Origin of the sequence: Microbacterium sp. BG28, from assembly GCF_034044005.1 — a bacterium.
In the GTDB taxonomy this organism is placed as follows: Bacteria; Actinomycetota; Actinomycetes; order Actinomycetales; family Microbacteriaceae; genus Microbacterium.
In genome coordinates, this window is record NZ_JAXCHA010000003.1 from 785,214 (window position 1) to 810,644 (window position 25,431).

Annotated in this window: 25 protein-coding genes; 12 read left to right on the plus strand and 13 right to left on the minus strand. The window is 70.2% G+C overall.

From position 1 onward, the window contains the following. Window position 1: 1 nt before the first annotated feature. Genes SK224_RS14725 through SK224_RS14740 form a run of 4 tightly spaced genes read right to left on the minus strand, consistent with a single transcriptional unit; the run spans window position 2 to window position 4,048 of the window. Entirely contained in the window at window positions 2-961 is a 960-nt protein-coding gene (locus SK224_RS14725) for a MoxR family ATPase (RefSeq protein ID WP_320435406.1), read from the minus strand. Beyond that, window positions 958-2,100, minus strand: coding sequence for a DUF4350 domain-containing protein (locus SK224_RS14730; protein ID WP_320435407.1), 1,143 nt, complete (start codon window positions 2,098-2,100; stop codon window positions 958-960). Before SK224_RS14730 ends, SK224_RS14725 begins: the two co-directional genes overlap by 4 nt. Beyond that, complete coding sequence (locus tag SK224_RS14735; protein ID WP_320435408.1) at window positions 2,097-2,732, minus strand: DUF4129 domain-containing protein; 636 nt, start codon at window positions 2,730-2,732, stop codon at window positions 2,097-2,099. Before SK224_RS14735 ends, SK224_RS14730 begins: the two co-directional genes overlap by 4 nt. Next, complete coding sequence (locus SK224_RS14740) at window positions 2,729-4,048, minus strand: glycerophosphoryl diester phosphodiesterase membrane domain-containing protein (RefSeq protein ID WP_320435409.1); 1,320 nt, start codon at window positions 4,046-4,048, stop codon at window positions 2,729-2,731. The genes SK224_RS14735 and SK224_RS14740 overlap by 4 nt, the downstream gene beginning before the upstream one ends. A 110-nt stretch (window positions 4,049-4,158) precedes the next feature. Here SK224_RS14740 and mtrA point away from each other — a divergent pair, with 110 nt between their 5' ends. The 5 genes from mtrA to hpf all read left to right on the plus strand — a co-directional run bounded on the left by mtrA (window position 4,159) and on the right by hpf (window position 9,660). Further along, on the plus strand, window positions 4,159-4,839 hold the full coding sequence (gene mtrA, locus SK224_RS14745) for an MtrAB system response regulator MtrA (RefSeq protein WP_137416386.1): 681 nt from the start codon (window positions 4,159-4,161) through the stop codon (window positions 4,837-4,839). Window positions 4,840-4,841: 2 nt separating this feature from the next. Then, a complete protein-coding gene (gene mtrB / locus SK224_RS14750; RefSeq protein WP_320435410.1) occupies window positions 4,842-6,524 on the plus strand; it encodes an MtrAB system histidine kinase MtrB in 1,683 nt (560 codons plus the stop codon). Further along, window positions 6,521-8,185, plus strand: coding sequence for an LpqB family beta-propeller domain-containing protein (locus SK224_RS14755; RefSeq protein ID WP_320435411.1), 1,665 nt, complete (start codon window positions 6,521-6,523; stop codon window positions 8,183-8,185). Before mtrB ends, SK224_RS14755 begins: the two co-directional genes overlap by 4 nt. Before the next feature lie 93 nt (window positions 8,186-8,278). Next, on the plus strand, window positions 8,279-8,935 hold the full coding sequence (locus SK224_RS14760; protein ID WP_320435412.1) for a ComF family protein: 657 nt from the start codon (window positions 8,279-8,281) through the stop codon (window positions 8,933-8,935). A gap of 65 nt (window positions 8,936-9,000) precedes the next feature. After that, the gene (gene hpf / locus SK224_RS14765) at window positions 9,001-9,660 is read left to right on the plus strand and encodes a ribosome hibernation-promoting factor, HPF/YfiA family (RefSeq protein WP_320435413.1); all 660 of its coding nucleotides are present in this window, start codon (window positions 9,001-9,003) and stop codon (window positions 9,658-9,660) included. Window positions 9,661-9,723: 63 nt separating this feature from the next. Here the strand turns inward: hpf and SK224_RS14770 are convergent, their stop codons facing one another. Both SK224_RS14770 and SK224_RS14775 read right to left on the minus strand, forming a co-directional pair. Then, entirely contained in the window at window positions 9,724-11,040 is a 1,317-nt protein-coding gene (locus SK224_RS14770) for a hypothetical protein (protein ID WP_320435414.1), read from the minus strand. A gap of 56 nt (window positions 11,041-11,096) precedes the next feature. After that, the gene (locus tag SK224_RS14775; RefSeq protein WP_320435415.1) at window positions 11,097-11,669 is read right to left on the minus strand and encodes a PadR family transcriptional regulator; all 573 of its coding nucleotides are present in this window, start codon (window positions 11,667-11,669) and stop codon (window positions 11,097-11,099) included. A 223-nt stretch (window positions 11,670-11,892) separates the two neighbouring features. Between SK224_RS14775 and secA the strand changes: the two genes are divergently transcribed. Then, a complete protein-coding gene (gene secA / locus SK224_RS14780; RefSeq protein ID WP_320435416.1) occupies window positions 11,893-14,679 on the plus strand; it encodes a preprotein translocase subunit SecA in 2,787 nt (928 codons plus the stop codon). Window positions 14,680-14,719: 40 nt separating this feature from the next. Here the strand turns inward: secA and SK224_RS14785 are convergent, their stop codons facing one another. Beyond that, complete coding sequence (locus SK224_RS14785; protein ID WP_307319551.1) at window positions 14,720-15,178, minus strand: Lrp/AsnC family transcriptional regulator; 459 nt, start codon at window positions 15,176-15,178, stop codon at window positions 14,720-14,722. A 140-nt stretch (window positions 15,179-15,318) separates the two neighbouring features. Here SK224_RS14785 and SK224_RS14790 point away from each other — a divergent pair, with 140 nt between their 5' ends. Next, window positions 15,319-16,545, plus strand: a complete 1,227-nt coding sequence (locus SK224_RS14790) for a pyridoxal phosphate-dependent aminotransferase (protein WP_320435417.1) — start codon at window positions 15,319-15,321, stop codon at window positions 16,543-16,545. Window positions 16,546-16,595: 50 nt separating this feature from the next. On the opposite strand, the gene SK224_RS14795 is transcribed toward SK224_RS14790, so the two are convergent. Further along, complete coding sequence (locus SK224_RS14795; RefSeq protein WP_137416396.1) at window positions 16,596-17,030, minus strand: Rv3235 family protein; 435 nt, start codon at window positions 17,028-17,030, stop codon at window positions 16,596-16,598. A gap of 116 nt (window positions 17,031-17,146) precedes the next feature. Here SK224_RS14795 and SK224_RS14800 point away from each other — a divergent pair, with 116 nt between their 5' ends. Next, window positions 17,147-17,743: a hypothetical protein gene (locus SK224_RS14800; protein WP_320435418.1), complete on the plus strand. Its 597-nt coding sequence runs from the start codon at window positions 17,147-17,149 to the stop codon at window positions 17,741-17,743. A 5-nt stretch (window positions 17,744-17,748) separates the two neighbouring features. Here SK224_RS14800 and SK224_RS14805 read toward each other — a convergent pair whose 3' ends face one another. Continuing rightward, a complete protein-coding gene (locus SK224_RS14805; protein ID WP_320435419.1) occupies window positions 17,749-18,030 on the minus strand; it encodes a helix-turn-helix domain-containing protein in 282 nt (93 codons plus the stop codon). Between the two features lie 114 nt (window positions 18,031-18,144). Here SK224_RS14805 and SK224_RS14810 point away from each other — a divergent pair, with 114 nt between their 5' ends. Genes SK224_RS14810 through SK224_RS14820 form a run of 3 tightly spaced genes read left to right on the plus strand, consistent with a single transcriptional unit; the run spans window position 18,145 to window position 21,551 of the window. After that, a complete protein-coding gene (locus tag SK224_RS14810; protein ID WP_320435420.1) occupies window positions 18,145-18,771 on the plus strand; it encodes an SAF domain-containing protein in 627 nt (208 codons plus the stop codon). Then, window positions 18,768-20,048, plus strand: a complete 1,281-nt coding sequence (locus SK224_RS14815) for a hypothetical protein (protein WP_320435421.1) — start codon at window positions 18,768-18,770, stop codon at window positions 20,046-20,048. Before SK224_RS14810 ends, SK224_RS14815 begins: the two co-directional genes overlap by 4 nt. 9 nt (window positions 20,049-20,057) lie before the next feature. Beyond that, the gene (locus SK224_RS14820; RefSeq protein WP_320435422.1) at window positions 20,058-21,551 is read left to right on the plus strand and encodes a sensor histidine kinase; all 1,494 of its coding nucleotides are present in this window, start codon (window positions 20,058-20,060) and stop codon (window positions 21,549-21,551) included. Window positions 21,552-21,627: 76 nt separating this feature from the next. Here the strand turns inward: SK224_RS14820 and SK224_RS14825 are convergent, their stop codons facing one another. Continuing rightward, the gene (locus tag SK224_RS14825; RefSeq protein WP_121060093.1) at window positions 21,628-21,876 is read right to left on the minus strand and encodes a WhiB family transcriptional regulator; all 249 of its coding nucleotides are present in this window, start codon (window positions 21,874-21,876) and stop codon (window positions 21,628-21,630) included. A gap of 245 nt (window positions 21,877-22,121) precedes the next feature. Between SK224_RS14825 and SK224_RS14830 the strand changes: the two genes are divergently transcribed. Next, complete coding sequence (locus SK224_RS14830; protein ID WP_320435423.1) at window positions 22,122-22,511, plus strand: histidine kinase; 390 nt, start codon at window positions 22,122-22,124, stop codon at window positions 22,509-22,511. A 6-nt stretch (window positions 22,512-22,517) separates the two neighbouring features. Here SK224_RS14830 and bcp read toward each other — a convergent pair whose 3' ends face one another. The 3 genes from bcp to aroA are packed head-to-tail and all read right to left on the minus strand — an operon-like array spanning window position 22,518 to window position 25,374. Continuing rightward, window positions 22,518-22,988 carry a thioredoxin-dependent thiol peroxidase gene (gene bcp / locus SK224_RS14835; protein WP_309732628.1) on the minus strand — a complete coding sequence of 157 codons (471 nt, stop codon included), beginning with the start codon at window positions 22,986-22,988 and terminating at the stop codon, window positions 22,518-22,520. A 17-nt stretch (window positions 22,989-23,005) separates the two neighbouring features. Continuing rightward, window positions 23,006-24,049 carry a ribosome small subunit-dependent GTPase A gene (gene rsgA, locus SK224_RS14840; RefSeq protein ID WP_320435424.1) on the minus strand — a complete coding sequence of 348 codons (1,044 nt, stop codon included), beginning with the start codon at window positions 24,047-24,049 and terminating at the stop codon, window positions 23,006-23,008. Further along, window positions 24,046-25,374: a 3-phosphoshikimate 1-carboxyvinyltransferase gene (gene aroA, locus SK224_RS14845; RefSeq protein WP_320435425.1), complete on the minus strand. Its 1,329-nt coding sequence runs from the start codon at window positions 25,372-25,374 to the stop codon at window positions 24,046-24,048. The genes rsgA and aroA overlap by 4 nt, the downstream gene beginning before the upstream one ends. Window positions 25,375-25,431 lie beyond the last annotated feature (57 nt).

Sequence of the window (25,431 nt, forward strand, 5' to 3'; positions counted from 1 at the left end):
GTCAGATCGGGACCCTCGTCTGAGCGAGGATCGCGGTGAGCACGCCGTCCACCGTGACGCCCTCGAACTCCGCTTCGGGGTTCAGGCGCAGCCGGTGGCGCCAGGTCGGGGTGAGCATCGTCTGGACGTGATCCGGCGTGATGGCCGGGTAGCCGCCCAGCCAGGCCCACGCCTTCGCGGTGGCCAGCAGCGCGGTCGCGGCGCGGGGGCTCGCGCCCAGCTGCACGGAGGGAGCATCGCGGGTCGCCCGCGCGAGGTCGACGATGTAGCCGAGCAGGTCGTCGGAGGCCTCGACGGATGCGGCCGCCCGCTGCGCGGCGGCAATGCCCGCCGCATCCGTGGCCGGCGTCACGGCGTCGAGCGCGCGCGGATCGAACCCATCGGCGTGACGGCGCAGCACCTGCACCTCGGCATCCCGCTCGGGCACGTCGACGCGCAGTTTCAACAGGAATCGGTCGAGCTGTGCCTCGGGCAGCTCGTACGTGCCCTCATGCTCCACGGGGTTCTGGGTCGCCGCCACGAGGAACGGCGCCGGCAGCGGGCGGGTCACACCATCGGCGGACACCTGACGCTCTTCCATGGCCTCCAGCAGCGCCGACTGGGTCTTGGGCGGCGTGCGGTTGATCTCGTCCGCGAGCAGCACCTGCGTGAACACCGGACCTTCGCGGAACTCGAACTCGCCGGAGCGCGCGTCGTAGATGAGCGACCCGGTGACATCGCCCGGCATCAGGTCGGGCGTGAACTGCACGCGGTGCGTGTCGAGTCCGAGCGCGCGGCTGAACGCGCGCACGAGCAGCGTCTTCGCGACGCCGGGCACACCCTCCAGCAGGACGTGCCCGCGGGCCAGGAGCGCAACCAGAAGCCCCGTGACGACGCCGTCCTGGCCCACCACGGCCTTGCCGATCTCAGTGCGCACGCCGTGCATCGCCATCCGCAGAGCGTCGTCGGAGTTCTCGGTCATTGCGATTCCTTTCGCGGGCGGGACGGGGTCAATCGTGCCTCGAGGGCGCGGAGATCTGCAGCGAGGCGAGCGAGCGACCGGTCGTCGGCGACGGGCTCGTCGCCGAGCAGCGCGCGGCTGCGGGCGGGTGGGATGCCGGTGGCCGCGGCGACGGCATCGGCGGTCGCCGCGGCGTCGGCGCGGTGCGGCACGGACAGGGCCGTTGCCGCGCGATCGCGGGCGCGCCCTCGCAGCAGCGCCGCGGCATGATCGCGCGCGCCGGCACGGGCGTAGAGCCGGCCGAGGCCGCGCGTGGTCTCGTCGGCGCGCACCGTGACCGGGAGCCGCTCGTGCACGAGGGGGCCGAACCGCCGGCCGCGCCAGATCGCGGCCGCCAGAGCAGTCGCGCCGAGCAGCACGATCGCCGGTGTCACCCACGGCGGGGTCAGCTCGCCCAGCGTCGCGCCCGTCGCGCCGGTGCCGGCGGAGAGGGCGGGCACGAGCCACACCAGGCGATCGTGCGCGCCCAGCAGACCGAGCGCCAGAGCCGCATTGCCGTCGGAGGCGAGGTGCTCGTTGGTGAAGAGAATCGACCCGTCCACGGCGGCGAGGGTCGAGTCCCCTCGCTGCTCCCAGAGCAGCCCGAACGCGTCATCGACCGGGTAGCAGCCGACAGCATCCGGTGCGGCGAACGTCGCCCCGACGCTGACCGCTCCCGCGCGCCGTGCCACAGGCAGATCGCAGTCCGCAGCGATGGCGGCAGCGGTGCCGTATCCCTGGATGCGGCCGTCGAAGAGGAGCCGTACCGAGCGCGCACGAGGATCGGACACGACCACCGAGTCCGCAGCGTCTGCCAACGAGGTCAGCTGCGCGTCCGACAGCAGCGGAGAATCGGGCAGGACGAGCGTGCTCTCTCCCTCGCGAAGTGCGGCCTCCGCGGACGCGATGTCTCGTGTCACGACGACGTCGATGCCCTGCTCGGAGAGGATGCGGGCGAGCGCGCGCATCCCGTCCGGACCGGGATCGTCCGGATCGAACCTGTCGTATGCGCTGAATCGCATGTTCGCGGAGACCACCGCGCCGATGATGCCGACGACGATGATGGCGGCGCCGATGACGGCCCACGTGCGCGCGCGGGCGGGTCGGGGACGTACGCTCATCGCTGCGTCACCGGGGCGCGGGACAGTCGATCGTCGAGGGCGCGGACACGCTCGTACGCGTCGCGGCTTCCCGGCCGGTGCAGGTAGCGCACGTCATCGAAGTCGTGCGCCGCTTCGATGAGCGAGGAGGCTTCGGCGGGGAAGACGGCACCCGCTGACCGCGCGAAGGCGGTCACCGTGGCGCCGGGTGCCACGGTGACGCGCCGCTGCTCCTCGAGCCCGCGCGCCAGGGCGCGCACGGCGGCCACGGTCGCCGCCTCCCAGTCGCCGTGCTCGGCGAGCGCGGCTGCAGTGCGGCGCAGTTCGCCGGCTCCGGCGGTCACGGCGTCGCCGAAGAGCTCGCCGTGGGCAGCGCGGACGAGGCCTCGGGAGCGCGGCCGGCCCCAGATGAGGACGGCGAGCACCACCAGGAGCACGACCAGCAGCAGCGCACCGATGGCGACCAGGGGCGCCCACGCCGCATCCACGTCGCCGGCGAACAGCTTGGCGATGCCGTCGCCGATGGCTCGTGCGATGCGGTCGAAGGGGGTCGGTTCAGCCGCACGATAGCTCGGATCGGCGAGCTCCCGCTCGGCGAGACGTCTGGCCTCGTCGCCGTCGGGGATCAACGGCGCGGCCGCGGCGAGGATCACCGCTGGTCCGGACCCGCCTGTGGCGGAGCCCAGTCGGTCGGTGTCGGCGTGCCAGCCGGTGGTTGGTCGCCCGCCGGCTGATCCGTGGCGGTCTGCGCCGGTGCGGCCGGAGGTGCGGGTGCGGCGGCTCCGGGCGGCGTGTACGCGGGCGGCGGGCCGTATCCGTCCGCCTGCGGAGCCGGGTATGCGCCCGGCCACGGAGCGGTCTGCGGCAGCCAGGCGGCGGGGTGCGGTGCCACCGTCCGGCCGATGTGCCAACGATAGGGGTCGGCGACGCCCGCGCCCATCTGACGCTGGTCGACGTACGACTGCAGGTCCAGATCGAGACCCTCGGTGCGCATCCGAGCGTCCACATACACGAGACAGGCGGCCGTGGCATTCACGACGAGCGCGATCGACTGCACCAGAAGCGACACCATCTGCACCACGAGGCCGACCCCGACAGTGCCGATGACGGCGGCGACGTTCGGGTCGCCCGTGGGAGAGAGGACGCCGACGAACATGCCGCTGAAGAAGTTGAGGGGCACCACGACGATCTGGGTGATGATTCCGAAGCCGGTCTGAATGACGAACCACGTCGCGAGGGTGCGCCAGAACCTGCCGCGCGTGAGGCGCCAGGATCGTGCGATGGCCGCGAAGACGCCCGACCCCTCCAAGACCAGGATCGGCGTGACGAGGAAGAGCCGTGTCGTCATCCAGAAGGCAAGGGGGATGGCGGCCAGCACGAACAGGACCGCGACGATGATTCCGGCGGCCAGAGCGAGCACGCCGAGCGCGAAGGCCACCGCGGCGAGGATCGCCACGGCTACCAGCACGGCACCCGAGGACAGGAGCATGTAGCCGAACAGGCGCCAGAAGGCGGGGCGGATCCGCCGCCACAGCGCTCGGACCGACAGCTTCTCGGCGAGGACGCCGTGCGCGACCTCGGCCACGACCACGCCCTGCACGATGACCGTCAGCGCGGAGCTCGCGATGCCGAGCACGAGGCTGGAGACCACGGTGATCGCCGTCGCGCCCGCGAACAGGTCGGGGTAGTCAGGGCTCGACACCGGCACGGTAGCCAGGCGCGAGAAGCTGGCGTAGGCGATGCCGCCGACCGCGACCAGCAGCACGAGATACGTCGCCATCTGCATGCCCAACGCGAACCCCAGCAGCACGCGAGGATTCTGTCGCAGAGCGACGAAGGAGCGCCCCAGCACGGTTCCGAACGTGAGCGGATGCAGCGGCACGATTCCCGCGCGCGGAGCGGGCGTCCATCCGGGTTGCGCGGTCGTCATGATCTCCTCGCGGTCGTCATCGCCTTCATCGTGACACACCTGAAGGGAGGCTCGTGGGCCCCGGCCCGCGTGTGGACTACTCTGAAGGGGCGCACGGGGGCATCGGTGGAACCCGGCCGCCGAGCGGACGCAAAGGAAGAACGCGTTTCATGACATCACGCATTCTCGTGGTCGACGACGACACGGCCCTGGCCGAGATGATCGGGATCGTGCTCGACACCGAGGGCTTCGAGACGGTGTTCTGCGCCGACGGCGCTCAAGCGGTCGACGCCTTCCGCGCCGAGCGCCCCGATCTGGTGCTGCTCGATCTGATGCTGCCCGGCATGGACGGGATCGAGATCTGCACGCGCCTGCGCGCGGAGTCCGGTGTTCCGATCATCATGCTGACCGCGCGCACCGACACCGCCGACGTCGTCGCGGGGCTCGAGTCGGGTGCCGACGACTACATCGTCAAGCCGTTCAACCCGAAGGAGCTGGTCGCCCGCATCCGCACCCGTCTCCGTCCGGCCGCGACGGATGCCGGGGAGAGCCTGCGCATCGGCGACTTGACCGTCGACGTCGCCGCCCACGAGGTGCGACGGGGATCGACCCCCATCCCGCTGACGCCGTTGGAGTTCGAGTTGCTCGTCGCGCTGGCCTCCAAGCCGCAGCAGGTCTTCTCGCGCGAGATGCTCCTGGAGCAGGTGTGGGGCTACCACTACAAGGCGGACACCCGACTCGTCAACGTGCACGTCCAGCGATTGCGCGCGAAGGTCGAGCTCGACCCCGACAACCCCAAGATCGTCACGACGGTGCGCGGCGTCGGATACCGCGCCGGCGCCGCGAGCTGAGGATGCCCGCCGCGACCGCCCCCCGGCCGGCAGTCCGGCTGCGGCGCGAGCTGCGCGCCTGGCGCACCTGGCCGTCGCGGGTGCTGGGCTCGTGGCAGCGCTCACTGCGCTTCCGCACGCTCGTCCTCACGATCGCGCTGTCGACGCTGGCCATCCTCGTGGCGTGCGCCTGGATGGCGCTGGCGATCCAGAACGACCTGTTCCAGTCGCGTCGCGACCAGGTGCTGGGCGATGCCCGCCGCGCCACGACCGCGGCTCAGGCCACGCTCGATTCGGCGCTGCAGGGCGACAGCGCCCAGGTGCGCAACGTCGTCGACAGCGTCATGGCCAGCCTCGGGCGCCAGTCCGACTCGGACCTGGTCGCCATGTTCCGCGTCGATCAGACCCCTTCGGCGACCGCCCCGCAGGACTTCGTGCTCGGCGGCGGCAACTGGGACGGTCAGATCACGGATGCGCTGCGCGACAAGGTGCGCTCGGACGCCGACGTGCAGTGGTGGCAGTCGATCGCCCTCACCGACGCGTCGGGGCGCGTGGTGCCCGGGATCGCGGTCGGACAGCAGCTGAACGTCGCGGGCGTCGGCGCGTACGAGCTCTACATCGCCTACGACCTAGCCGCGGCCGATCAGACCCTCGGCTTCGTGCAGGGGACGCTCTGGGTCGTGGGGCTGGCACTGATCGCGATCATCGCGGGGATCTCGTGGTTCGTCCTGCGGTCGGTGACCGTGCCGATCGGGGAGGCGGCGCACACCTCGGCGGAACTGGCGGCCGGTCGACTCGACGTGCGGTTGGATGTGCACGGCGAGGACGAGATCGCCACCCTCGGTCGTTCCTTCAACGCGATGGCGGACAGCATCCAAGCGCAGATCAAGGAGCTCGCGGAACTCTCGCTCGTGCAACAGCGCTTCGTCTCGGACGTCTCCCATGAGCTGCGCACGCCGTTGACCACCATCCGTCTCGCCGCCGACGTGCTCAACGACCATCGGGAGGCCTTCGACCCGGTGAGCACGCGCGCCGCCGAGCTGCTGCACGCGCAGGTGCAGCGGTTCGAGACGTTGCTCACCGACCTGCTGGAGATCAGCCGCTACGACGCCGGGTCCGTGCAACTCGAACTCGAGCCCACCAGCCTCGCGCATCTCGCCGAGGACGTCGTCGCCCAGATGCACCAACTCGCCGAACAGCACGGCAGCGACGTGCGCCTCGTGGCGCCCGGCGGCTACTCGCCCGTCGAGATGGACCCCAGGCGGGTGCGCCGGATCGTTCGCAACCTCCTGGGCAACGCGATCGAGCACGGCGAGGGCCGGCCCATCGTCGTGACCGTGGATTCGGATCAGGATGCGGTCGCGGTCGGGGTGCGCGACTACGGGATGGGAATGCGGCCCGAAGACCAGGAGCGGGTCTTCGACCGCTTCTGGCGTGCCGACCCGTCGCGCAAGCGCACGATCGGGGGCACGGGACTCGGCTTGGCCATCGCCTTGGGCGACACCCGTCTGCACGGCGGCACCCTGGGCGTCTGGTCGTCGCTCGGGCTCGGCACCAACTTCGTGCTCACCTTGCCGCGCCGCGCCGGCGCGGAGCCCGCTTCTTCGCCGCTCTCGCTGGCTCCTGAGGGCGACGGCCTCGACGATCTGGGGCTCACCCAACCGATCGACGTCGACAGCGCGCTGCGAGGCAAGGAGTCCACATGAGACGGGTCCTCATCGCCGTGCTGGGAGCGCTCGCGCTCGTGCTCACCGCGTGCGCCGGCCTGCCGACGACGGGGACGGTGCAGCCGGGGCCGCAACTGGGGTCGGACTCCACGGCGCCCGACGTGATCTACCGTCCGGACGGCCCGCAGCCCGGTGCAACGGCCCGGCAGATCGTCGACGGCTTCGTGCGCGCCGCGTCCGGACCGCAGGACAACTGGCAGGTGGCCCGACAGTTCCTCTCGGACGGCTATCGCGACCAGTGGAAGCCGGAGGCGGGCGTGATCGTCGACGTGCTGGCCGACCGCAGCTACGCCGAGATCGATGACGAGATCGTGCTCGATGTCACTCCGCAGGCGACGATCGATGAGGCCGGCACGTACACGCTGTCGGACGAGGGAGCAAGCGTTCCCCTGCCGTTCGCGCTCGCTCAGGGTGCCGACGGCGAGTGGCGCATCACGCACGCGCCGGACGGCATCGTGCTCGACGAGGACCTGTTCCGCAACGTGTTCCGTTCGTACGACGTCATGTACTTCGATCCGACCTGGCGATACCTGGTTCCCGACGTGCGCTGGTTCCCCACCACGAACGCACTGACGAGGATCGCTGCCGCCGTCGTGAACGGCGAACCCTCGCCCTGGCTCGCCGCATCCGTCGTCTCCGCCTTCCCCGACAACGTCACGCTCGTGCCTTCCGTGCCGCTGACCAACGGCGTCGCGCAGGCACAGCTCAGCGAGCAGGCGCTCGGGCTGGATCAGGTCACTCTGGACCGGATGCAGACCCAGCTCTCCGCGAGCCTGGTCACCGCGCAGGTCACCGCGGTCGAGATGCAGGTCGACGGCGCGAGGGTGAACGCATCGAGGATTCCGACACGGTCGACGCTCGTCGACTCACGGGCGCTGGTGCGCGACGCGGACGGATTCGGATACCTCCTCTCGGGCGAGCTCACACCGCTGCCCGGACTGTCGTCCGCGCTCCTCGAGGCCGAGCCGACAGCCGTCCAGCTCGGGGTCGGCCGGAGCACGGCCGCCGTCCTGCTCCCGGATGGATCGGCGGCGGAGATCACCGACGAGGGCGTCAGCCGCATCGTCGACGATCGTGCCGGCGTCCTCGCCCCCACGATCGATCCCTTCGGCACCATCTGGACCGTCCCGGCCGCCGAGCCGTCCCGCGTCCGGGCGACAGGGACGGACGGCACCGTCCTCGACGTGCCTTCGGCGTGGGGGGCGAGTCGCATCGACGCGATGCAGATCTCTCGCGACGGCAGCCGGATGGCCGCCGTGCTGACCGCCGGCGGCCGATCGATGCTGGTCGTGGCCGGCGTCGAGCGGGACTCGACCGGTATCCCGAGCGCCCTGGGCCCTGCCGTGTCTCTGACGACGCTCGACGCGCCCACGCACGGGCTGGCGTGGCTCGACACGACGACGATCGGTGTCGTGTCGGGGGATGCGGCAGCGCCCGTGTTCGTGCAGCAGGTCGTGGGAGGAGCCGCGACCATCGTCGACGCGCCGGTGGATGCGGTGGCCATCTCCGGTGCGAACTCGCCGGCGGCGGTGCGCATCCTCGCGGCCGACGGCACTCTGTACGTGCGCCGCCAGTCGAACTGGGTGCAGACCGCGACCGGGGTCCAGGTGCTCGCCACGCAGCAGGGCGACGCCGACTGAATCGTCCTCCCCACGGGGCGGGCGTCGGCGCGTCGCGCTCGCGGGCAGCGGCGGTGCCGTCGCCTCGTGTGCGGTGCGGAGCAGGCTGGACGGGTGATCGCCGCACTCTCCGACGCCCTCGCCCTGATCCTGCCCGTCGACTGCGCGGGGTGCGGCGTCCCGGACCGCGTTCTGTGCGAGACATGCACCGCCGTGCTCGCCGCGCCGAGGCCGCTCCGCCACGTGCTGGCGCCCGGCCTGGTCGTCCATGCGGCCTTCGACTTCGCGGATCGACCGGCCCGCGCGCTGCGCACGCTCAAGGAGGAGGGACGTACGTCGCTCGTGAGACCGTTCGCCACAGCGCTGGCCGCCGCGGCGCGGGCAGGCTTCCCGGATGCGGAGGTGCTGTTCGTTCCGATGCCGACCTCCGCTGCGGCCTTCCGGCGGCGGGGACACCGGGTGGTGGAGGCGATCCTCGATCGCAGCGGCCTGCCGGCTCTGTCGGCGCTCCGCCGCATCCGGAGCACACGCGATCAGCGAGAACTCGGCCGCGCCGAGCGGACGCGCAACGTCGACGGGAGCCTTTGCGCCCGTCGACGACTGGACGGCCGACGGGTCGTCATCGTCGACGACGTCGTCACGACGGGAGCGAGCGCCGGCGAGGCGGCACGGGCGCTGCGGGAGGCGGGCGCCGAGGTCATGGGCGTCGTGTGCGTCGCTCACACACGCCGCGCCGGATTCGTTCGTGACACGGACATGAACGCGGGCTAGCGTGGGGGTGACAAGGCGACGAAGGTCCGCCCTTGACCGGGTGGACCGGAACAAGGAGGTCAAGGATGGAAACCAACATCGTCGGCGTGGGCGTCGGCATCTCGGACCGTTTCCGCTCTGTCGTGGACGAGAAGTCCAGCCGCATAGAGAACATCGCGCCCCGGGCCACCGGGCTCGAGGTCAAGGTCACCCATCGGGCGTACCGCAACGGTGCTCACGAGGACTCCACCGTCGAATTGACCCTCACCGGAAAGGGGCCGGTCATCCGCGCTGAGGCGGTCGACGGCGACAAGTTCACCGCCCTCGATCTCGCCGTCGACAAGCTGTGCGAGCAGGTGCGTCGTGCGAAGGACAAGCGCGTCGACGCGCGGAATCATCCACGCGGAGCCCACTACGAGAAGGGAACCGGCGAGATCGCAGGCATCGATGTGCAGCCCGCATCCGTCGATGTGCTCAAGGCCGTCGCGACGGGCGAGGTGCCTGTGATGACAGGGGCCGAGGATGAGCAGGACTACACGCCGGTCGTCATCCGTACCAAGCAGTTCGACGCCGAGTGGATGAGTGTCGAGGATGCCGTCGACCGGATGGAACTGGTCGGCCACGACTTCTTCCTCTTCATCGACGCGCGCAGTGATCAGCCGAGCGTCGTCTACCGGCGCAAGGGATGGGACTACGGCGTCATCGCGCTCGACACCCTCGCGCAGCCCGCGCGCGTCGCCTCCTGACGACGAAGAGAGAAGGGGCCGCCTCTGTGCAGGGGCGGCCCCTTCTGTCGGTCGGCGAGGGGGTCAGTCGAACATGTCGCCGAGGAGACCGCCGATGACCAATCCTCCGAGGATGCCGCCCATCGCGTCGCCCATGCCGCCGCCGCGACCGCCGCGACCGTAGCCGCCCCAATCGTCGTGGCGCGGGCGAGACGAGTCGATGTCGCGCTGGGCCAGCTGCAGTGCTTCGCTCGCGAGCTGCCCGCTGCGGCGCGCAAGCTGCAGGGCGCTCTCACGTGAGTCTTCTTCGTCCGGGAGGTTGGCGATCTCCAGCCGCGTGCGCTCCGCCTCGGCGAGACGGGTGCGCGCGTCAGCGCCGATCCACCCGCTGTGACCGTTGATGAGGCTGCGGGCGACCGCGATCTGACGGTCGGCGTCGTCCACGGCGTGGCTCACCTGCGCGGGGCTGGGAAGGGGGTGCTCGGCCCGGCGTCGTGCCTTGGCGACAGCCTCGTCCAGCGCCGTGTTGGCGGTGCGCAGTTGCGAGAGCTGCGTGAAGGGGTCGGCGGGGCTGCCGGCCGGCGGGAGCGCGGCGAGTGCTCTCTCGAGTTCGATCATCGCCTGCTGGATCTCGGGGTTCGCGGGCAGCGACCGGGCGCGGATGATGTCGTCGCGCGAGTCCGCGATCACCTCGGCGAGGGTGGACTCGGCGCGCAGCGCCTCGATCTCGAAGTCCTCCACGCCGTCCAGGAGCGATTCGGCCCGCCGCACGGCCTCCGTCGCCGCCTCGAGGGCCATGTTCGCTTCCTCGGCGCGATTCGCCTCGCGACGGCGAACGGACACCTCTGCGCTGTGCGCGGCGAAGGTGAGCACCTGCTCCGCTTCGGCGGGCGCGTTCTCGACCTGGCTGAGCGCGGCGGGGGAGTAGCGCTCGCGCAGGCGCTCGACGACCTCGCGCGCGCCGGGCACGCGTTCGCGCAGCTTCTCGGCATCCGCGCGGACGCCGGCGAGCACCTGTGGTGCCTGCCGGATCCGGGCGACCGCCCCCGCCAGTGCGGAGGTGCGGTCGTCGAGGAGATCCTCGGCCCACTCGCACAGCTGCACGATCCGCGCGTTGCGCGTCCGCAGCTCCTCCGGAGTGTCGGGGATCTCGTCGTGATTGAGCTGGTGCAGCTGGAAGGCCTCACCGAGGTGGGTGCGCACGGCCTGCAGCGCCTCACGCAGCTCTTTCGTGGAGCGTTCGCCGAGCTCCGCCTCGGCGAAGGCGAGCTCTTCCGTCGTGGCGCGGATGCGCTCATCCGCGGCGACGAGACTCTGCTGCGCGCGTCGGGCGAGATCTGCGTTCTGCGCGTCGATCTCGGCCTGCTGCTCACGCTTGCGCTTACCCCAGAAACCGGCCATGGCTCGATCCTAGGCGCGCTGGATGTGCCTGTTCTCAGCAGGAACGGATCGGACGTTCACGCGATCCGGGCGGGGCGTCCCCGGCGGGGGCGGGATGGCGAGATCGGCTGCACGCGGGACTCCTCGGGAGTCGCCGCCAGCCGCTCGAGCACACGCTCCAGCCACCGCACCTGGGCCTCCGCACCCGCCAGACGTGCCTCGTGGGCGATCGACCGTGCCAGATCGTGCTCCTCGATCGCGGCCGCTCGCGCGTGCGCGAGCCGGTCGGCGGCCGCATCCCGCTCGGCACGGGCAGCAGCGTACGCATCCACACCGGGCAGGGTCGCTGCCAGGGCGATCTTGGTCGCGATCTCGTCTCGCGAACCGCTCGCGGCGGGGAGGGGGCGCAGGAGCCACCCCGACGCGGAGGCGACGCCCGCCTCGGTCGCGGCGTAGTAGACGTGCCCTTGCGCGTCGACGGCGCCCTTGACCACGAGGCCGTCGCGCTCGAGCCGATCGAGCGTGTTGTAGATCTGCCCGACGTTCACGCTCCAGTCCGTGCCGCTGCGCCGCTCGAGTTCGGCGCGCAGCTGATAGCCGTAGCACGCGCCCTGCGCGAGGATGGCGAGCAGTGACTGCCTGACCGACATGGGGCTCCTTCCGAGGCGACGGGGGACGCATATATGCATACCGGGAAACGTTCAGCCGCGGCCTCGCGGCGCGCCGCGAGGCCGCGGCTGGGTGGGCAATGGCTTTGAAACCCGTCGTTCGTCGTGCTCTGAGAGGTCACAGACGGATAACATGGGGGCGGTGTGCCCGGGCTCCGGGTGCGACTGGGCAGAAGCACGCCCACCCGACAGATGGAGATGCCACGTGGCCAACCCTCTCGAGAAACTCCTCCGTGCCGGCGAAGGCCGCGTCATCCGCCGCCTCCAGCAGGTCGTGAAAGCCGTCGGTGCGCTCGAAGAGGAGTACACGCAGCTCACGGACGAGGAGCTCCGCGGCGAGACGGCGGAATTGCGCGCGCGCTATCAGGCGGGGGAGACGCTCGATGAGCTCATGCCCGAAGCCTTCGCCGCCATCCGCGAGGCCGCCAAGCGCACGCTCGGCCAGCGCCCCTACGACGTTCAGATCATGGGTGGTGCGGCGCTTCATCTCGGCAACATCGCCGAGATGAAGACCGGTGAGGGAAAGACCCTGACGGCGACCTTCGCGGCCTACCTCAACGCCATCGCCGGTGAGGGCGTCCACGTCATCACGGTCAACGACTTCCTCGCCAGCTATCAGGCCGAGCTGATGGGACGCGTCTATCGCGCGCTGGGGATGACCACAGGCACGATCGTCTCCGGCCAGACGCCCGAGGTGCGCCGCGAGCAGTACAACGCCGACATCACCTACGGCACGAACAACGAGTTCGGCTTCGACTATCTGCGCGACAACATGGCGTGGCGCAAGGAGGACCTCGTCCAGCGCGGCCACTTCTTCGCGATCGTCGACGAGGTCGACTCGATCCTCATCGACGAGGCCCGCACGCCGCTCATCATCTCCGGACCCTCTTCGGGCGAGGCCAACCGGTGGTTCGCGGAGTTCGCCAAGATCGCGCGCACGCTCGAAGCCGGCGTCGACTACGAGGTGGATGAGAAGAAGCGCACGATCGGTGTGCTCGAGCCGGGCATCGAGAAGGTCGAGGACTACCTCGGCATCGACAACCTGTACGAATCGGCCAACACGCCCCTCATCTCGTTCCTGAACAACTCGATCAAGGCCCTCGCGCTCTTCAAGCGCGACACCGACTACGTGGTCATGAACGACGAGGTCATGATCGTCGACGAGCACACCGGCCGCATCCTCGTCGGACGCCGCTACAACGAGGGCATCCACCAGGCGATCGAGGCGAAGGAGGGCGTCCCGGTGAAGGCCGAGAACCAGACGCTCGCCACCGTGACGCTGCAGAACTACTTCCGTCTCTACGACAAGCTCTCCGGCATGACCGGTACCGCCGAGACCGAGGCGGCCGAGTTCATGTCGACCTACAAGCTCGGCGTCGTCCCGATCCCCACGAACAAGCCGATGATCCGCAAGGACCAGCCCGATCTCGTCTACAAGAACGAGCAGGCCAAGTTCGCCCAGGTGGTCGAAGACATCGCTGCTCGCCACGAGAAGGGCCAGCCGGTGCTCGTGGGCACGGTGAGCGTCGAGAAGAGCGAGTACCTCTCACGTCTGCTCGCCAAGAAGGGCGTCAAGCACGAGGTGCTCAACGCCAAGAACCACGCCCGTGAGGCCGAGATCGTCGCCCGCGCCGGACGCCTGGGGGCGGTCACGGTGGCCACCAACATGGCCGGACGAGGCACCGACGTCATGCTCGGCGGGAACGCGGAGTTCCTCGCAGTGCAGGAGATGAAGAGCAAGGGCCTGGACCCGGTCGAGACTCCCGAGGAGTACGAGGGGGCCTGGGACGAGGTCTACCAGCACGTACGTGACACGGTCGCGGCGGAGGCCACCAAGGTCGTCGAGGCCGGCGGTCTGTACGTGCTCGGTACCGAGCGCCACGAGTCGCGTCGCATCGACAACCAGCTGCGCGGTCGATCCGGTCGCCAGGGCGACCCGGGCGAGAGCCGCTTCTACCTGTCGCTGACCGATGACCTGATGCGGTTGTTCCAGTCTGGCGCTGCGGAAGCGATCCTCGCGCGCACCAATTTCCCCGATGACGTCGCGATCGAGTCGGGAATGGTCTCGCGCGCCATCAAGAGCGCGCAGGCGCAGGTCGAGGCGCGTAACGCCGAGATGCGCAAGAACGTCCTGAAGTACGACGACGTCCTCAACCGTCAGCGTGAGGCGATCTACACGGACCGCCGTCAGATCCTGCACGGCGACGACATCCAGGGGCGCGTCACGAAGTTCATCGAGGACGCGATCGACGCGATCGTGGACGACCACACCGGCAGCGGTCACACCGAGAGCTGGGACTTCGACGCGTTGTGGACCGAGCTCAAGACGGTCTACCCCGTGGGCGTGACGATCGACGAGGTCGTCGCCGAAGCCGGCGAGAAGGGACGCGTCACCCCCGCAGGGCTCAAGCGCGAGCTGCGCAGCGATGCATCCATCGCCTACGCCGCGCGCGAGGAGCAGCTGGGCGAACAGGCGATGCGCGAGCTCGAGCGTCGCGTGGTGCTCCAGGTGCTCGACCGCCGCTGGCGCGATCACCTGTACGAGATGGATTACCTGAAGGACGGCATCGGGCTTCGTGCGATGGCCCAGCGCGATCCGCTCATCGAGTACCAGCGCGAGGGCTACGAGATGTTCCAGGCGATGATGGGGCAGATCAAGGAGGAGTCCGTCGGGTTCCTCTTCAACCTCGAGGTCGAGGTGCGTCGCCCGGACGGCGAGCACACCGAGGTGGAGGCCAAGGGGCTCGTCGCCCCCTCGGTCGAAGGCCAGCGGCTCGAGTACAGCGCGCCCACCGAGGACGGCGACGTCGAAGTGCGCAATGATCGCGGTCAGGTGCAGAAGGCGGCCACGGGCCGCGCGCGCCAGGCCGCAGCCCCGGCCGCCGCGGCGCCACCGGCCGCCGAAGCCCCGCGTGGAGCGTTCGGTCAGCGCACCGAGGCGCCCCAGCCCGAGGCGCAGAATCGCGCACAGCGCAGAGCGAAGAAGAAGTGAGATCGGCGAGCGCCCCGCAGGATGCGGGGCGCTCGCTCGTTCAGGGGGTGCCCCAGTCGAAGGACTGCTTGCGCACCTCGAGGTAGACGAACGTCTCCGAGGAGATGACACCGGGGATCGTGCGGATGCGGGCATTCAGCAGCTCAGCGAGGTCCTGATCGGACGCGCAGACGACCTCGATGAGGATGTCGAAGCTTCCCGCGGTGAGCACGAGGTAGTCGACGGCGGAGATCTGCTCGAGTTCCGCTGCCACGGCGCGGCTGTCGCCGCTGACCCGCAACCCCACGAGTGCCTGGCGGTGGAAGCCGAGCCGCATGGGGTCGGTCACGGCGACCACCTGCATGATGCCCGAATCCGTCAACCGCTGCACCCGCTGTCGCACGGCAGCCTCGCTGAGCCCGACGGCTTTGCCGATTTCGGCATAGGAGCGGCGCCCGTTCTCCTGAAGCTGTTCGATGATGCGTTTGGAGGTGTCGTCGAGTCGATCGCGCGCGGCCATGGGAGTCCTTCGGGTAAGGGGTGTTACCCCTTCACCGTATCGGCGGCGATTATGTGAGAACGGCCGAATGACGTGCCGGAACCGCCAGTCGTGCCAGCGGATGCGGATTGGCCCGGCCGCGCCAGGACTATCCTGATCGGATGAGTTCGCTGCGCCCCCTCGATCAGTCCCGGAAGCTGAAGGACGTCCTCTATGAGATCCGCGGCGAGGCCCTGGTGGAGGCCGACCGGCTGGAGGCCGAGGGGCACACGATCCTGAAGCTCAACACGGGCAACCCGGCGGTCTTCGGCTTCGACGCGCCTTTCCAGATCGTGCGCGACATGATCGATGCGATTCCTTCCGCGCATGGCTACAGCGAGAGCAAGGGCATCATGTCCGCGCGTCGTGCCGTCGTGTACCGGTACGAGCAGGAGCCGGGCTTCCCGCCCTTCACCCCCGATGACGTGTATCTCGGCAACGGCGTCTCCGAGCTGATCACGATGACGATGCAGGCGCTCCTGGACGAGGGCGATGAGGTGCTGATCCCTGCACCGGATTACCCGCTGTGGACGGCGATGACGAGCCTCGGCGGCGGGACGCCGGTGCATTACGTCTGCGATGAGCAGAACGGCTGGCAGCCCGACATCGAGGACATCCGTTCCAAGATCACCGATCGCACCAAGGCGATCGTCGTCATCAACCCGAACAACCCCACCGGTGCCGTCTACACGCGCGATGTGTTGACCCAGATCGTGGAACTCGCCCGCGAGCACTCGCTCCTGCTTCTGGCCGACGAGATCTACGACCGCATCCTGTTCGACGACGCCCGCCACATCCCGCTCGCGACGCTCGCGCCTGACCTGCTCTGCCTGACCTTCAACGGCTTGTCCAAGACGTATCGCGTCGCCGGGTACCGCAGCGGGTGGATGGTCATCACCGGGCCCCGCCACCATGCGCGAGGCTTCCTAGAGGGCATCAACCTGCTCGCATCCACGAGGTTGTGCCCGAATGTTCCCGCGCAGCACGCGGTGCAGGCGGCGCTGTCGGGCGTCCAGTCGATCGACGCGTTGATTGCTCCGACCGGGCGCCTGCACGAGCAGCGGGATGCGGCGTGGGAGGGCCTGGAGGCGATTCCGGGTGTCTCCTGCGTCAAGCCGGCCGGCGCCCTGTACGCGTTCCCGCGGCTGGATCCGGAGGTGCACGAGATCCGAGACGATGCGAAGCTCGTGCACGACCTCCTCGTAGCCGAGCACATCCTCCTCGTCCCGGGGACGGGCTTCAACTGGCCGACCCCGGATCACCTGCGGATCGTGACCCTTCCCGAGTCCCGCGTGATCTCAGAGGCCATCGAGCGCCTCGGCAACTTCTTGTCGTCCTACCGCCAGTAGGCCGGCGTCAGCGGCGCGCGGTCAGGCGCCCGCGGGCGATGAGAGCATTCTCACAGGAGGGCGAGCGAGGTGGCTCGCCAGCGGCGGTCCATGCCCTCCAAGCGGATGGCCACGGCACGGGTGCGTGCGGGTCCGGCGACGACCACGACGGCCTCGACGACGCCGTCGGCGGGCTCGGAGTGGTGCACGCTGAGAATCGAGTGCACGGGGCGAGCGGCGGCGACGCCACGCGCACTGCGGGCGCGGGTGGCGAGGTTGACGCGCGTGAGAAGGGCGCGGTAGGTGTCCTCGGTCATCCATCGTGCGAGCTGATCGATGTCGCGGACCCCCGCGAGGGCCTCGAGCACGCCGTTGGTGAGGTTGCGCACCAGCGGCACGGGATCGGGCAGCTCGGACGATGACGTCGGCTGCGGCGCGAAGAAGTCTGCGGACAAGCGCATGAAGCTGCGTTCGGGGCGCGTCGCGCCGGTGGCGATCTGAACCATCTGGGCCTCACATGAACGGGGATCCTGAGCGGGATCAGTAGAGCAGTTCGGCCAGGTCGGAAACGGTTTGTGGAAAACTTCTCATGATTGCGGGGGTATCGGTCTAATCTCGCGGCGTGCGCTGGGAACGCTTCTTCGAAGACCTGCAGGGGCAGTTCGATGCCGAGTGGGAAGCGGAGCGCGCGGTCTTGGATACAGAGGCCGAGCGGCTGCGATTGTCACGCGTGACCCTGCGCGAGAGGCTTCTGGTGCTCGCCCGCACGGATGAGACGCAACGCCCCGACCTCGCTGTCGATCTCATCGCCTCGGAGGCGCTCATCGGAGTTCTGACCGCGGTCGGTGCCGACTGGATGGCGCTTGAGGCGCAACGACGCAGTGTGCTCGTGCCGGTCGCGGCCGTTGCTTCCGTGGGCGTGGGGGAGGGCGACCTCCTGCGCGCGGCGCGACCGCATCCGTCACCGCGGGTGGGTGTGTCGGAACGTATGGGGATCGGCTTCGTCCTGCGCGATCTCGCGCGACGACGCATTCCCGTCACGATGCAGGTGGGAACGCGCTCCGTGTCGGGGACGATCGACCGTGCCGGGGCGGACCACTTGGATCTCGCGCTGCACGACATCGACGAGCCGCGTCGCTCCGCGAACGTCCGCGGCTACCGCCTGGTCCCCTTGACCGCACTCTCCTGGGTGCGGTGGGAGGGCGCCGACGTCCTCTGAGACGGTCAGTCGGGGTTGCGCACCCGACCGTGCCCCCACAGCTCCGGGAAGCTGGCGGCATTGGACTGCCGCCACAGCGCCATCCGGCGGGCGTCTTCTGCTTCGTCGTCGAGATAGTCCGACACGCTGGCCTCTTCGATGCGCCACTGGCGGCTCTCGCCGATGCGGACGCCGCGCAGCCGTCCTTCCATGACGAGGGCAATGACCTCGTCGACCGACACCGACAGTGCCTCGGCAACGGATGCCGGGGTAAGGAGGCGGCCCTCGGGCGGGGTCGTGTCGGGCATGCCCTCAATTATGCGGTGCCCTTCCGACGCCTCGGCGCGGTGGCGCGCCATGTGGATAAGAGCGCTGTGGATAAGATCCGACGGTCCGACGGGGCCTCGGTCAGCATGTACGCCATGACAGCTCAGGCCACGCCCCGTCAGCGTCCTCGCGCGTTATGGGCGGATGCGCGCTTCGTGATCGGCGTCGTGCTCGTCCTCGCCTCGATCGCCGGCGTCTGGTTCGTCGTCGCATCGGCGCGGCAGACGGTCCCCGTCTATGCGGCGACGCGAACACTCGTGCCCGGCGAGAGCATCTCGCCGTCGGAGCTGCGCGTCGTCGACGTCGCGCTGGGGTCACTGGAGGGCGCCTACGCGTCGGGGGACACGCTGCCCACCGACGCCGTTGCGACGCGCACGATCCCCGCCGGCGAGCTCATCCCCGCGGCCGCCGTGGGCGCCGCGTCCGACGTCCGCACCACCACGATCGTCGTGCCCAGCAGCACCGCCATCCCCGCGTCCGTGGAGGCGGGGACCCCGGTGGAGGTCTGGGCCGCCCCGCTCGACGGCGAGGGTGTCCGGCAGGCTCCCCGCATCCTGGTCGCCGATGCGGTGGTTGCGGCCCTTCCGAGCAGTGACACGGTGATGGCGAGCGCTTCGCCCTCTGTCGAGCTCATCGTTCCCCGGGAGTGCGTGGCGGATGTGCTGGCGGCGCTCGCGGGCGAGGCGACGTTGTCGGTGGTCCCCGCGCGAGGGGTGTCGTGATCTCCCGTGCGGTCCTCGTCCTCCCGCAGGCTGTCGCGCTCGCGCTGCGGGAGCAACTCCTGCTGGAGGGTGCTGCCGACGTGGCGATCTATGCCCCGGAGCGGTTCACGGCCACCGTCGCAGCCGGCCACCGACCGGATGCGGAACTGGACGCGCTCCTCGCTGCCGCCGACACCCTGGTGCTCGCCGCGCGCGTCGATCAGCTGACCGTACACACCATCGCTCTCGCGGACGCCCGTGGTGTGCGGGTCCTGCCGCTCGGCGACGACGCGGCCGCCGCTCGTCTGGCCGCGGCCTTCGGGCTCTCGTCTCCGATAGCGGCGACCGGTTCGGCGAGAGAGGCGGCGGCCGCCCTCACCACCGCGTCAGCCTCGCCTGTGACCACTCGACCAGCCATCTCCGGTCCGCGCCTGGTCGCCGTGTGGGGGCCGCACGGCGCTCCCGGGAGAACCACCATCGCCGTGGGACTCGCCGCCGAACTCGCCCGCGGTGGCCGTCACGTGGCGCTCGTCGATGCGGACGCCCACGCGCCCTCCCTGGCTATGGCGCTCGGGCTTCCCGACGAGGGCCCGGGATTCGCGGTCGCATGCCGCCAAGCCGAGCTGGACGCCTTGGACGAGGTCGAGCTCCAGCGCATCTCGGTGCCTCTCGGAGGCGCCGATGTGGACGTGCTCACCGGCATCAACCGCCCGTCGAGATGGCCGGAGCTCAGCGAGAAGCGCGTGCGTGCCGCGCTCGCCGCGTGCGCAGAATGGGCCGAGCACACCGTGGTGGACGTCGCCGCCTCGCTCGAGCGCGACGAGGAGATCGTGAGCGATGTGATCGCCGGACCCCGTCGGAACGCCGCGACACTGGCCGCGCTCGAGGCCGCGGATCACGTCGTGGCGGTCCTCGCTGCCGACCCCGTCTCCGTCGCACGCTTCCTGCGATCGGTGGCTGAGCTGCGGGCGATCGTCGGCTCGACGCCGTTGACAGTCGTCGTGAACCGGCTCCGCCGCGGCGGTGTCGGCATCGACGCACGTGGACAGCTCCGCCGCACGCTGGAGCGATATGCGGACGTGCGCGAGATGTGGTTCGTCCCGGAGGATCGCAGAGCGGCGGATGCGGCGATGCTGGCGGCGCGGCCCGCCGCCGAGGTGGCAGCCAGATCGGCGATGGTCTCGGCCATCCGACGCATCGTCGGGGAGTCGTTGCTGCCGCCGATGACGGTGGCGACCACGCGCCGCGAGCGCCGCGGCGGTGGGAGCCCGCGCGAACGGTGGGCCGCGTCCGCATAGGGTGGAGTGGTGTCGACCCTCAGCGATCTCGTCTACGCGCACGGCTTCTCCGACCCCGCCGATGTGGAGTGGCTGCACCGGCTGGCCGGGGACGGGCAGCTCCTCGCGGATCTCGCCTTCGCGGACATCGTGCTGTGGGTGCCCACCGACGACGACTCCTTCATCGCCGTCGCGCACACGCGTCCGTCCGGCGCAGCGACGCTCTTCTACCGCGACATCGTCGGTGACCGTGTCCGGCCACAGTGGCGCGCCCAGGTGCGCGAGGCCTTCACGAGCGGTCGCATCGTGGATTCCGCGTCGCCGGACTGGTTCGAGGAGACCCCCACGCGCGTGCGCGCCGTGCCCGTCGTCCGTGCTCGCGCGGCAGCGGATGCCCACGCCCGCGTCCTCGGCGTCCTGACGCGCCATACGAACCTCGGAGAGGCCCGCACGCCGTCGCGTCAGCAGATCACCTTCAACGACTGCGCCGACGACCTGTTCGGGATGGTGGCGACAGGCGAGTTCCCCGACGTCGCCGCACCCGCATCGCCGCGCCGCGGCGCGCCCCGTGCGTCCGACGGTCTCATCCGGATCGACGTGGACGGACTCACCACCTTCGCGAGCCCGAACGCGCTGTCCGCGTTCTACCGGATGGGATTCGAGGACGAGCTCGAGGGCGAGCCGCTCGTGGAGGTCATCACGCAGATCCTCCCCGAGAAGCGTCAGTTCGACGAGTCGCTGCCGGTCGTCGCCACCGGCCGCGCGCCGTGGCGCGTGGACATCGAGGCCAGGGGCGTCACCGTGGCGCTGCGCGCCATTCCGCTGCGAGACCACGGCAACCGCATCGGTGCGATCGTGCTGTGCCGTGACGTGACAGAGCTCCGTCACCGCGATCAGGAGCTGATCACCAAGGACGCGACGATCCGTGAGATCCATCACCGGGTCAAGAACAACCTGCAGACCGTCGCCTCGCTGCTGCGGATCCAGGCTCGCCGCACGCACTCGGACGAGGCCCGCGACGCACTCACGCACGCCACGCGGCGCGTATCGGCGATCGCCGTGGTGCACGACACGCTCTCGGAGGGGCTGACGCAGAACGTCGACTTCGACGAGGTGTTCTCGCGCGTGCTGAAGCTCGTCGCCGAGGTGGCGGCAGCGCCCACGACGCGGGCGCGGACTCGCAAGACCGGTTCGTTCGGAACGCTGCCGAGCGAGTATGCGACCCCACTGGCGCTCGCTCTCACTGAGCTCGTCACGAACGCCGTCGAGCATGGACTCGCCGGGCAGGAGGGCGAGGTGGAGATCGCCGCGGAGCGCTCCGAGGACAACCTGGAGGTCCGGGTCCGCGACAGCGGGGTCGGTCTTCCCGAAGGTCAGGTGGGCCGCGGCCTGGGCACGCAGATCGTGCGCACCCTGATCCAGGGAGAGCTGGGCGGCACGATCGACTGGCACACGATCATGGGTCGGGGCACCGAGGTCACGATCGACATCCCGCTGCGCTACATCGACCGCAGCGAGGTGTGAGAACGACGCATCCGCCGCACCTGGCGCTTGTGGGCGCAGGAACGGCGGATGCGGAGTGAAAAGCGTGTCGGAGCGCTCAGGAAGCGCGACGGGCGCGCGCGGCGCGGCGCTTGAGGGCGCGGCGCTCATCTTCGGAGAGGCCTCCCCAGACGCCCGAGTCCTGGCCGGTCTCGAGGGCGTACTGCAGGCAGATCTCCGTGACGGTGCAGCGAGCGCACACGGACTTGGCCTTCTCGATCTGGTCGACTGCCGGACCGGTGTTGCCGACCGGGAAGAACAGCTCCGGGTCTACGGTCAGGCAGGCTGATTTGTCGCGCCAATCCATGTGATGTTGCTCCTCAGGCGTCGGAAAAAGGTCAGAACGGGTGGGTTGTGAAAGAGCCCGGATCGGGGTCCGGTACCCTGTGTGATGTGCGAGCTTCAGCTCGCCCCACGCCGCTGTGGGAGCACACGACGTCGTCAATCGTTCCACAGTGACCAGGGTGAATCAAGGGTTCACCGGTTGTTTTGTGTCCCGTCACCAACTGCATGCGTGCGAATACTGTCCAATCCCACAACTCCGGAGATGCCATGCGCAACGACCTGCTGAGCCTGGTCGCGGGCGGACTCGTGGTTCTCGAGGGCGTCGCGCTCGCGGGGCTCGCCCTCTGGCAGCTCATCGCTCTCGCGCAAGGCGACACGGCGTCCCCGGCGACGGCGATCGCCCTGATCGTGCTGACGCTGCTCGGTGCCGCGCTGGTCGTCGCCTTCGGCGTCGCCGCGGCACGCGGTCGCTCGGCCGGTCGCTCGGGAGGCATCGTGGTCCAGCTGCTGGTGCTCGCGGTCGCGATCGGAGCGGTGACCGGGACGTACGGGCATCCGCTCAACGGGCTCCAGCTGGGCGTTCCCGCGTTGATCGTGCTCGTGCTTCTGATCTCGGCGGCGCGCCGGGCGGCTCAGAACGCCCGGCGCGAAGACTGATCCTTCTCAGCCCTCGATACCGAGGAGCTTGCGCAGTCGGGCGACGTGACCGGTCGCCTTGACGTTGTAGAGCGCCTGCTCGATGCGTCCGTCCGCGTCGATCACGAACGTCGAGCGGAGCACGCCCTCGACGGTCTTGCCGTAGTTCGTCTTCTCGCCCCACGCACCGTACGCATCGTGCACCGCGTGGTCAGGGTCGGAGAGCAGCGGGAAGGTGAGGCCGTCGCGCTCACGGAATGTGCGGAGCTTCTCGGACGAGTCCCGTGAGACGCCGAGCACGGTGTACCCGGCGGCGGTGAGGGAGGAGAGGCTGTCGCGGAAGTCGCACGCCTGGGTCGTGCACCCCGGCGTCATGGCCGCGGGGTAGAAGTAGAGGATGACGGGCCGGCCACGGAACCCCTCGAGCGAGACGGCGTCGCCGTCCTGGTCGTGGAGCGTGAAGTCGGGGGCGATGTCGCCGGGCTGCAGCTGAGTCATGATTCCAGCGTAGGCGCTCAGCGACCTCCGAACGTGGTCAGCAGGCGCTGCAGAGAGTCCAAGCGCGCCGCACCGCTCGGGCCCAGCCTGCCCTCGGCCACCGCGGCGATGATCGCGCAGTCCGGGGCGTCGGGCAGGTGGGTGCAGCCGCGCGGGCAGTCCTCGGCGACAGCGGCCAGGTCGGTGAAGGCGCGCAGGATGTTCGCGGGGTCCACGTGACCCAGCCCGAAGGAGCGCACGCCCGGGGTGTCGATCACCCAGCCGGAGCCCCCATCGCCTCGGTAGCGCAGCGACACCGTCGAGCTCGAGGTGTGGCGCCCGCGCCCGGTGACCTCGTTGACGTGGCCGGTCGCGCGCCCGGCGCCCGGCACGAGCGCATTCACGAGGGTCGACTTGCCGACGCCGGAATGTCCGACGAAGACGGTGGAGTGTCCGATCAGCGCGGCGCCGATGCGTTCGACCGGCATCTCGCCGCGAGCGCTCGTGAAGACGTCGATGTCGATGCCGTCGAAGTGCGACAGGAACGGCGCCGGGTCGGCCAGGTCGGTCTTGGTCACCACGAGAAGCGGGCGGATCCCGGCGTCGAGCGCGGCGATCAGATAGCGGTCGACCAGGCGCGCTCGCGGCTCCGGGTCTGCCGCGGCCACGACGACGAGCATCTGGTCGGCGTTGGCGACCACGACGCGTTCCACCTGGTCGGTGTCGTCGGCGCTGCGCCGGAGGAGGGTGGTGCGATCCTCGATGCCCACGATGCGGGAGAGCGTGCCCTCGGTGCCGCTCACATCCCCGACCACCCGGGCGCGGTCGCCCGTGACGATCGGGGTGCGCCGCAGCTCCCGCGCGCGAGTGGCCACGATCTCGCGCTCGGTGGGCTCGTCTTCGTCCACGAGCACCTGGTAGCGCCCGCGGTCCACGCCGAGGACGCGTGCGATGCGCGCGTCGGCATGGGCCGGCCTGCGCTTGGTGCGCGGCCTGTTCGCTTTGGGGTTCGGGCGCGCGCGGAAGGCGGACTCGTCGTAGGCGAGGTCGTCCTCGTCGTCGTCCGGCGGCAGCCAGCTCACCCGGCGGACTCCGTGCCCGCGAGCATGCGGTCCCACAGCTCGGGGAACTCCGGCATGGTCTTCGCCGTCGTGCCGATGTCGTCCACGACGACGCCCGGCACGGCCAGTCCGACCACTGCGCCGGTGGTGGCCATCCGGTGATCATGGAACGCGCGCCACAGCCCTGCGGAGAGGGGGCGCGGTGCGACGCGGATGCCGTCTTCGAGCTCTTCGGCCTCGCCCCCCAGGGCGCGGACGTTGTGCACGAGCGCCGCCAGGCGATCGGTCTCGTGGCCGCGCAGATGACCGATGCCCACGAATGTGGAGGGCGCATCCGCCAGCAGCGCGAGTCCCACCAGGGTGGGCGCGAGCTCTCCCACAGCCGAGAGATCGAGGTCCACGCCGGTGATGCCATCCCCGCCGGTGACCGTCAGGCTTCCGTGACGGCGGCTGCTTCGTGCACCGAACGCGCCCAGCAGCTCGGGCAGCTGAGCACCGGGCTGCGTCGAATGCGCGGGCCACCCGCCGACGGTGACCTCGCCCCCGGTGACGAGTGCGGCCGCGAGGAACGGGGCCGCGTTGGACAGATCCGGTTCGATGGCGATGTCCTTCGCGCGGATCGGTCCGGGGGGGACGATCCACTCGCCGGGCGCCGGGCGCTCCACATGGACGCCACGGTGCGCGAGCGATTCCACGGTCATGTCGATGTGGGGGATCGAAGGCAGACGCGCGCCGTCGTGGCGCAGGTGCAGGCCCACGTCGAAACGCGCCGCCGACAGCAGGAGGCCGGAGACGAACTGGCTCGACGCGCTCGCGTCGATCGTCACCTCGCCGCCGCGCACATGCCCGCGCCCGCGTACGAGGAAGGGTAGCGACCACGTGCCGGCATCGTCGATGTCGACGCCGACCTCGCGAAGCGTTCGGATCATCTCGCCCATCGGGCGGTGCAGCGCGCTCTCGTGGGCCGTGACGGTCACGTCGCCCCGGGCGAAGCCGGCCACCGGCGTCACGAAGCGCATGACGGTGCCGGCCTGGCCGCAGTCCACGACGACGTCGGCGGGTGCGGCGATCGCGGGCGTGATCCGCAGGTCGTCGCCGAAAGGGCCGGACCCCTCGATGCGCTCGATGCCCACGCCGAGGGCGGCGAGGGCGTCCAGCATCCGCGCCGAGTCGTCGGAGTGCAACGGCGCGCGCAGGATGCCGGGGCCGTCCGCCAGTGCGGCGAGGACCAGTTCACGGTTGGTCAGCGACTTGGAGCCGGGCACGTGGACGATCGCCCGCACCGCCGCGGACGCGCTCGGTGCGGCCCAGCCGGCGAGATCGGGGGAATAGCGCTCGTCGCTCATCGGTTCCACCCTACTGAACCGTTCCGATCGACGGTGAAGGAAGGTCGCGTATGAACG

Coding starts and splice junctions, on each gene's coding strand:
- SK224_RS14770 (WP_320435414.1), bottom strand. CDS start 11,040: ATGGCCGGTTTCTGGGGTAAGCGCAAGCGTGAGCAGCAGGCCGAGATC.
- SK224_RS14805 (WP_320435419.1), bottom strand. CDS start 18,030: ATGCCCGACACGACCCCGCCCGAGGGCCGCCTCCTTACCCCGGCATCC.
- SK224_RS14730 (WP_320435407.1), bottom strand. CDS start 2,100: ATGAGCGTACGTCCCCGACCCGCCCGCGCGCGCACGTGGGCCGTCATC.
- SK224_RS14830 (WP_320435423.1), top strand. CDS start 22,122: ATGCGCAACGACCTGCTGAGCCTGGTCGCGGGCGGACTCGTGGTTCTC.
- SK224_RS14725 (WP_320435406.1), bottom strand. CDS start 961: ATGACCGAGAACTCCGACGACGCTCTGCGGATGGCGATGCACGGCGTG.
- SK224_RS14790 (WP_320435417.1), top strand. CDS start 15,319: ATGAGTTCGCTGCGCCCCCTCGATCAGTCCCGGAAGCTGAAGGACGTC.
- mtrA (WP_137416386.1), top strand. CDS start 4,159: ATGACATCACGCATTCTCGTGGTCGACGACGACACGGCCCTGGCCGAG.
- bcp (WP_309732628.1), bottom strand. CDS start 22,988: ATGACTCAGCTGCAGCCCGGCGACATCGCCCCCGACTTCACGCTCCAC.
- SK224_RS14810 (WP_320435420.1), top strand. CDS start 18,145: ATGACAGCTCAGGCCACGCCCCGTCAGCGTCCTCGCGCGTTATGGGCG.
- SK224_RS14775 (WP_320435415.1), bottom strand. CDS start 11,669: ATGTCGGTCAGGCAGTCACTGCTCGCCATCCTCGCGCAGGGCGCGTGC.
- SK224_RS14795 (WP_137416396.1), bottom strand. CDS start 17,030: ATGGTTCAGATCGCCACCGGCGCGACGCGCCCCGAACGCAGCTTCATG.
- hpf (WP_320435413.1), top strand. CDS start 9,001: ATGGAAACCAACATCGTCGGCGTGGGCGTCGGCATCTCGGACCGTTTC.
- aroA (WP_320435425.1), bottom strand. CDS start 25,374: ATGAGCGACGAGCGCTATTCCCCCGATCTCGCCGGCTGGGCCGCACCG.
- SK224_RS14785 (WP_307319551.1), bottom strand. CDS start 15,178: ATGGCCGCGCGCGATCGACTCGACGACACCTCCAAACGCATCATCGAA.
- SK224_RS14825 (WP_121060093.1), bottom strand. CDS start 21,876: ATGGATTGGCGCGACAAATCAGCCTGCCTGACCGTAGACCCGGAGCTG.
- SK224_RS14755 (WP_320435411.1), top strand. CDS start 6,521: ATGAGACGGGTCCTCATCGCCGTGCTGGGAGCGCTCGCGCTCGTGCTC.
- mtrB (WP_320435410.1), top strand. CDS start 4,842: ATGCCCGCCGCGACCGCCCCCCGGCCGGCAGTCCGGCTGCGGCGCGAG.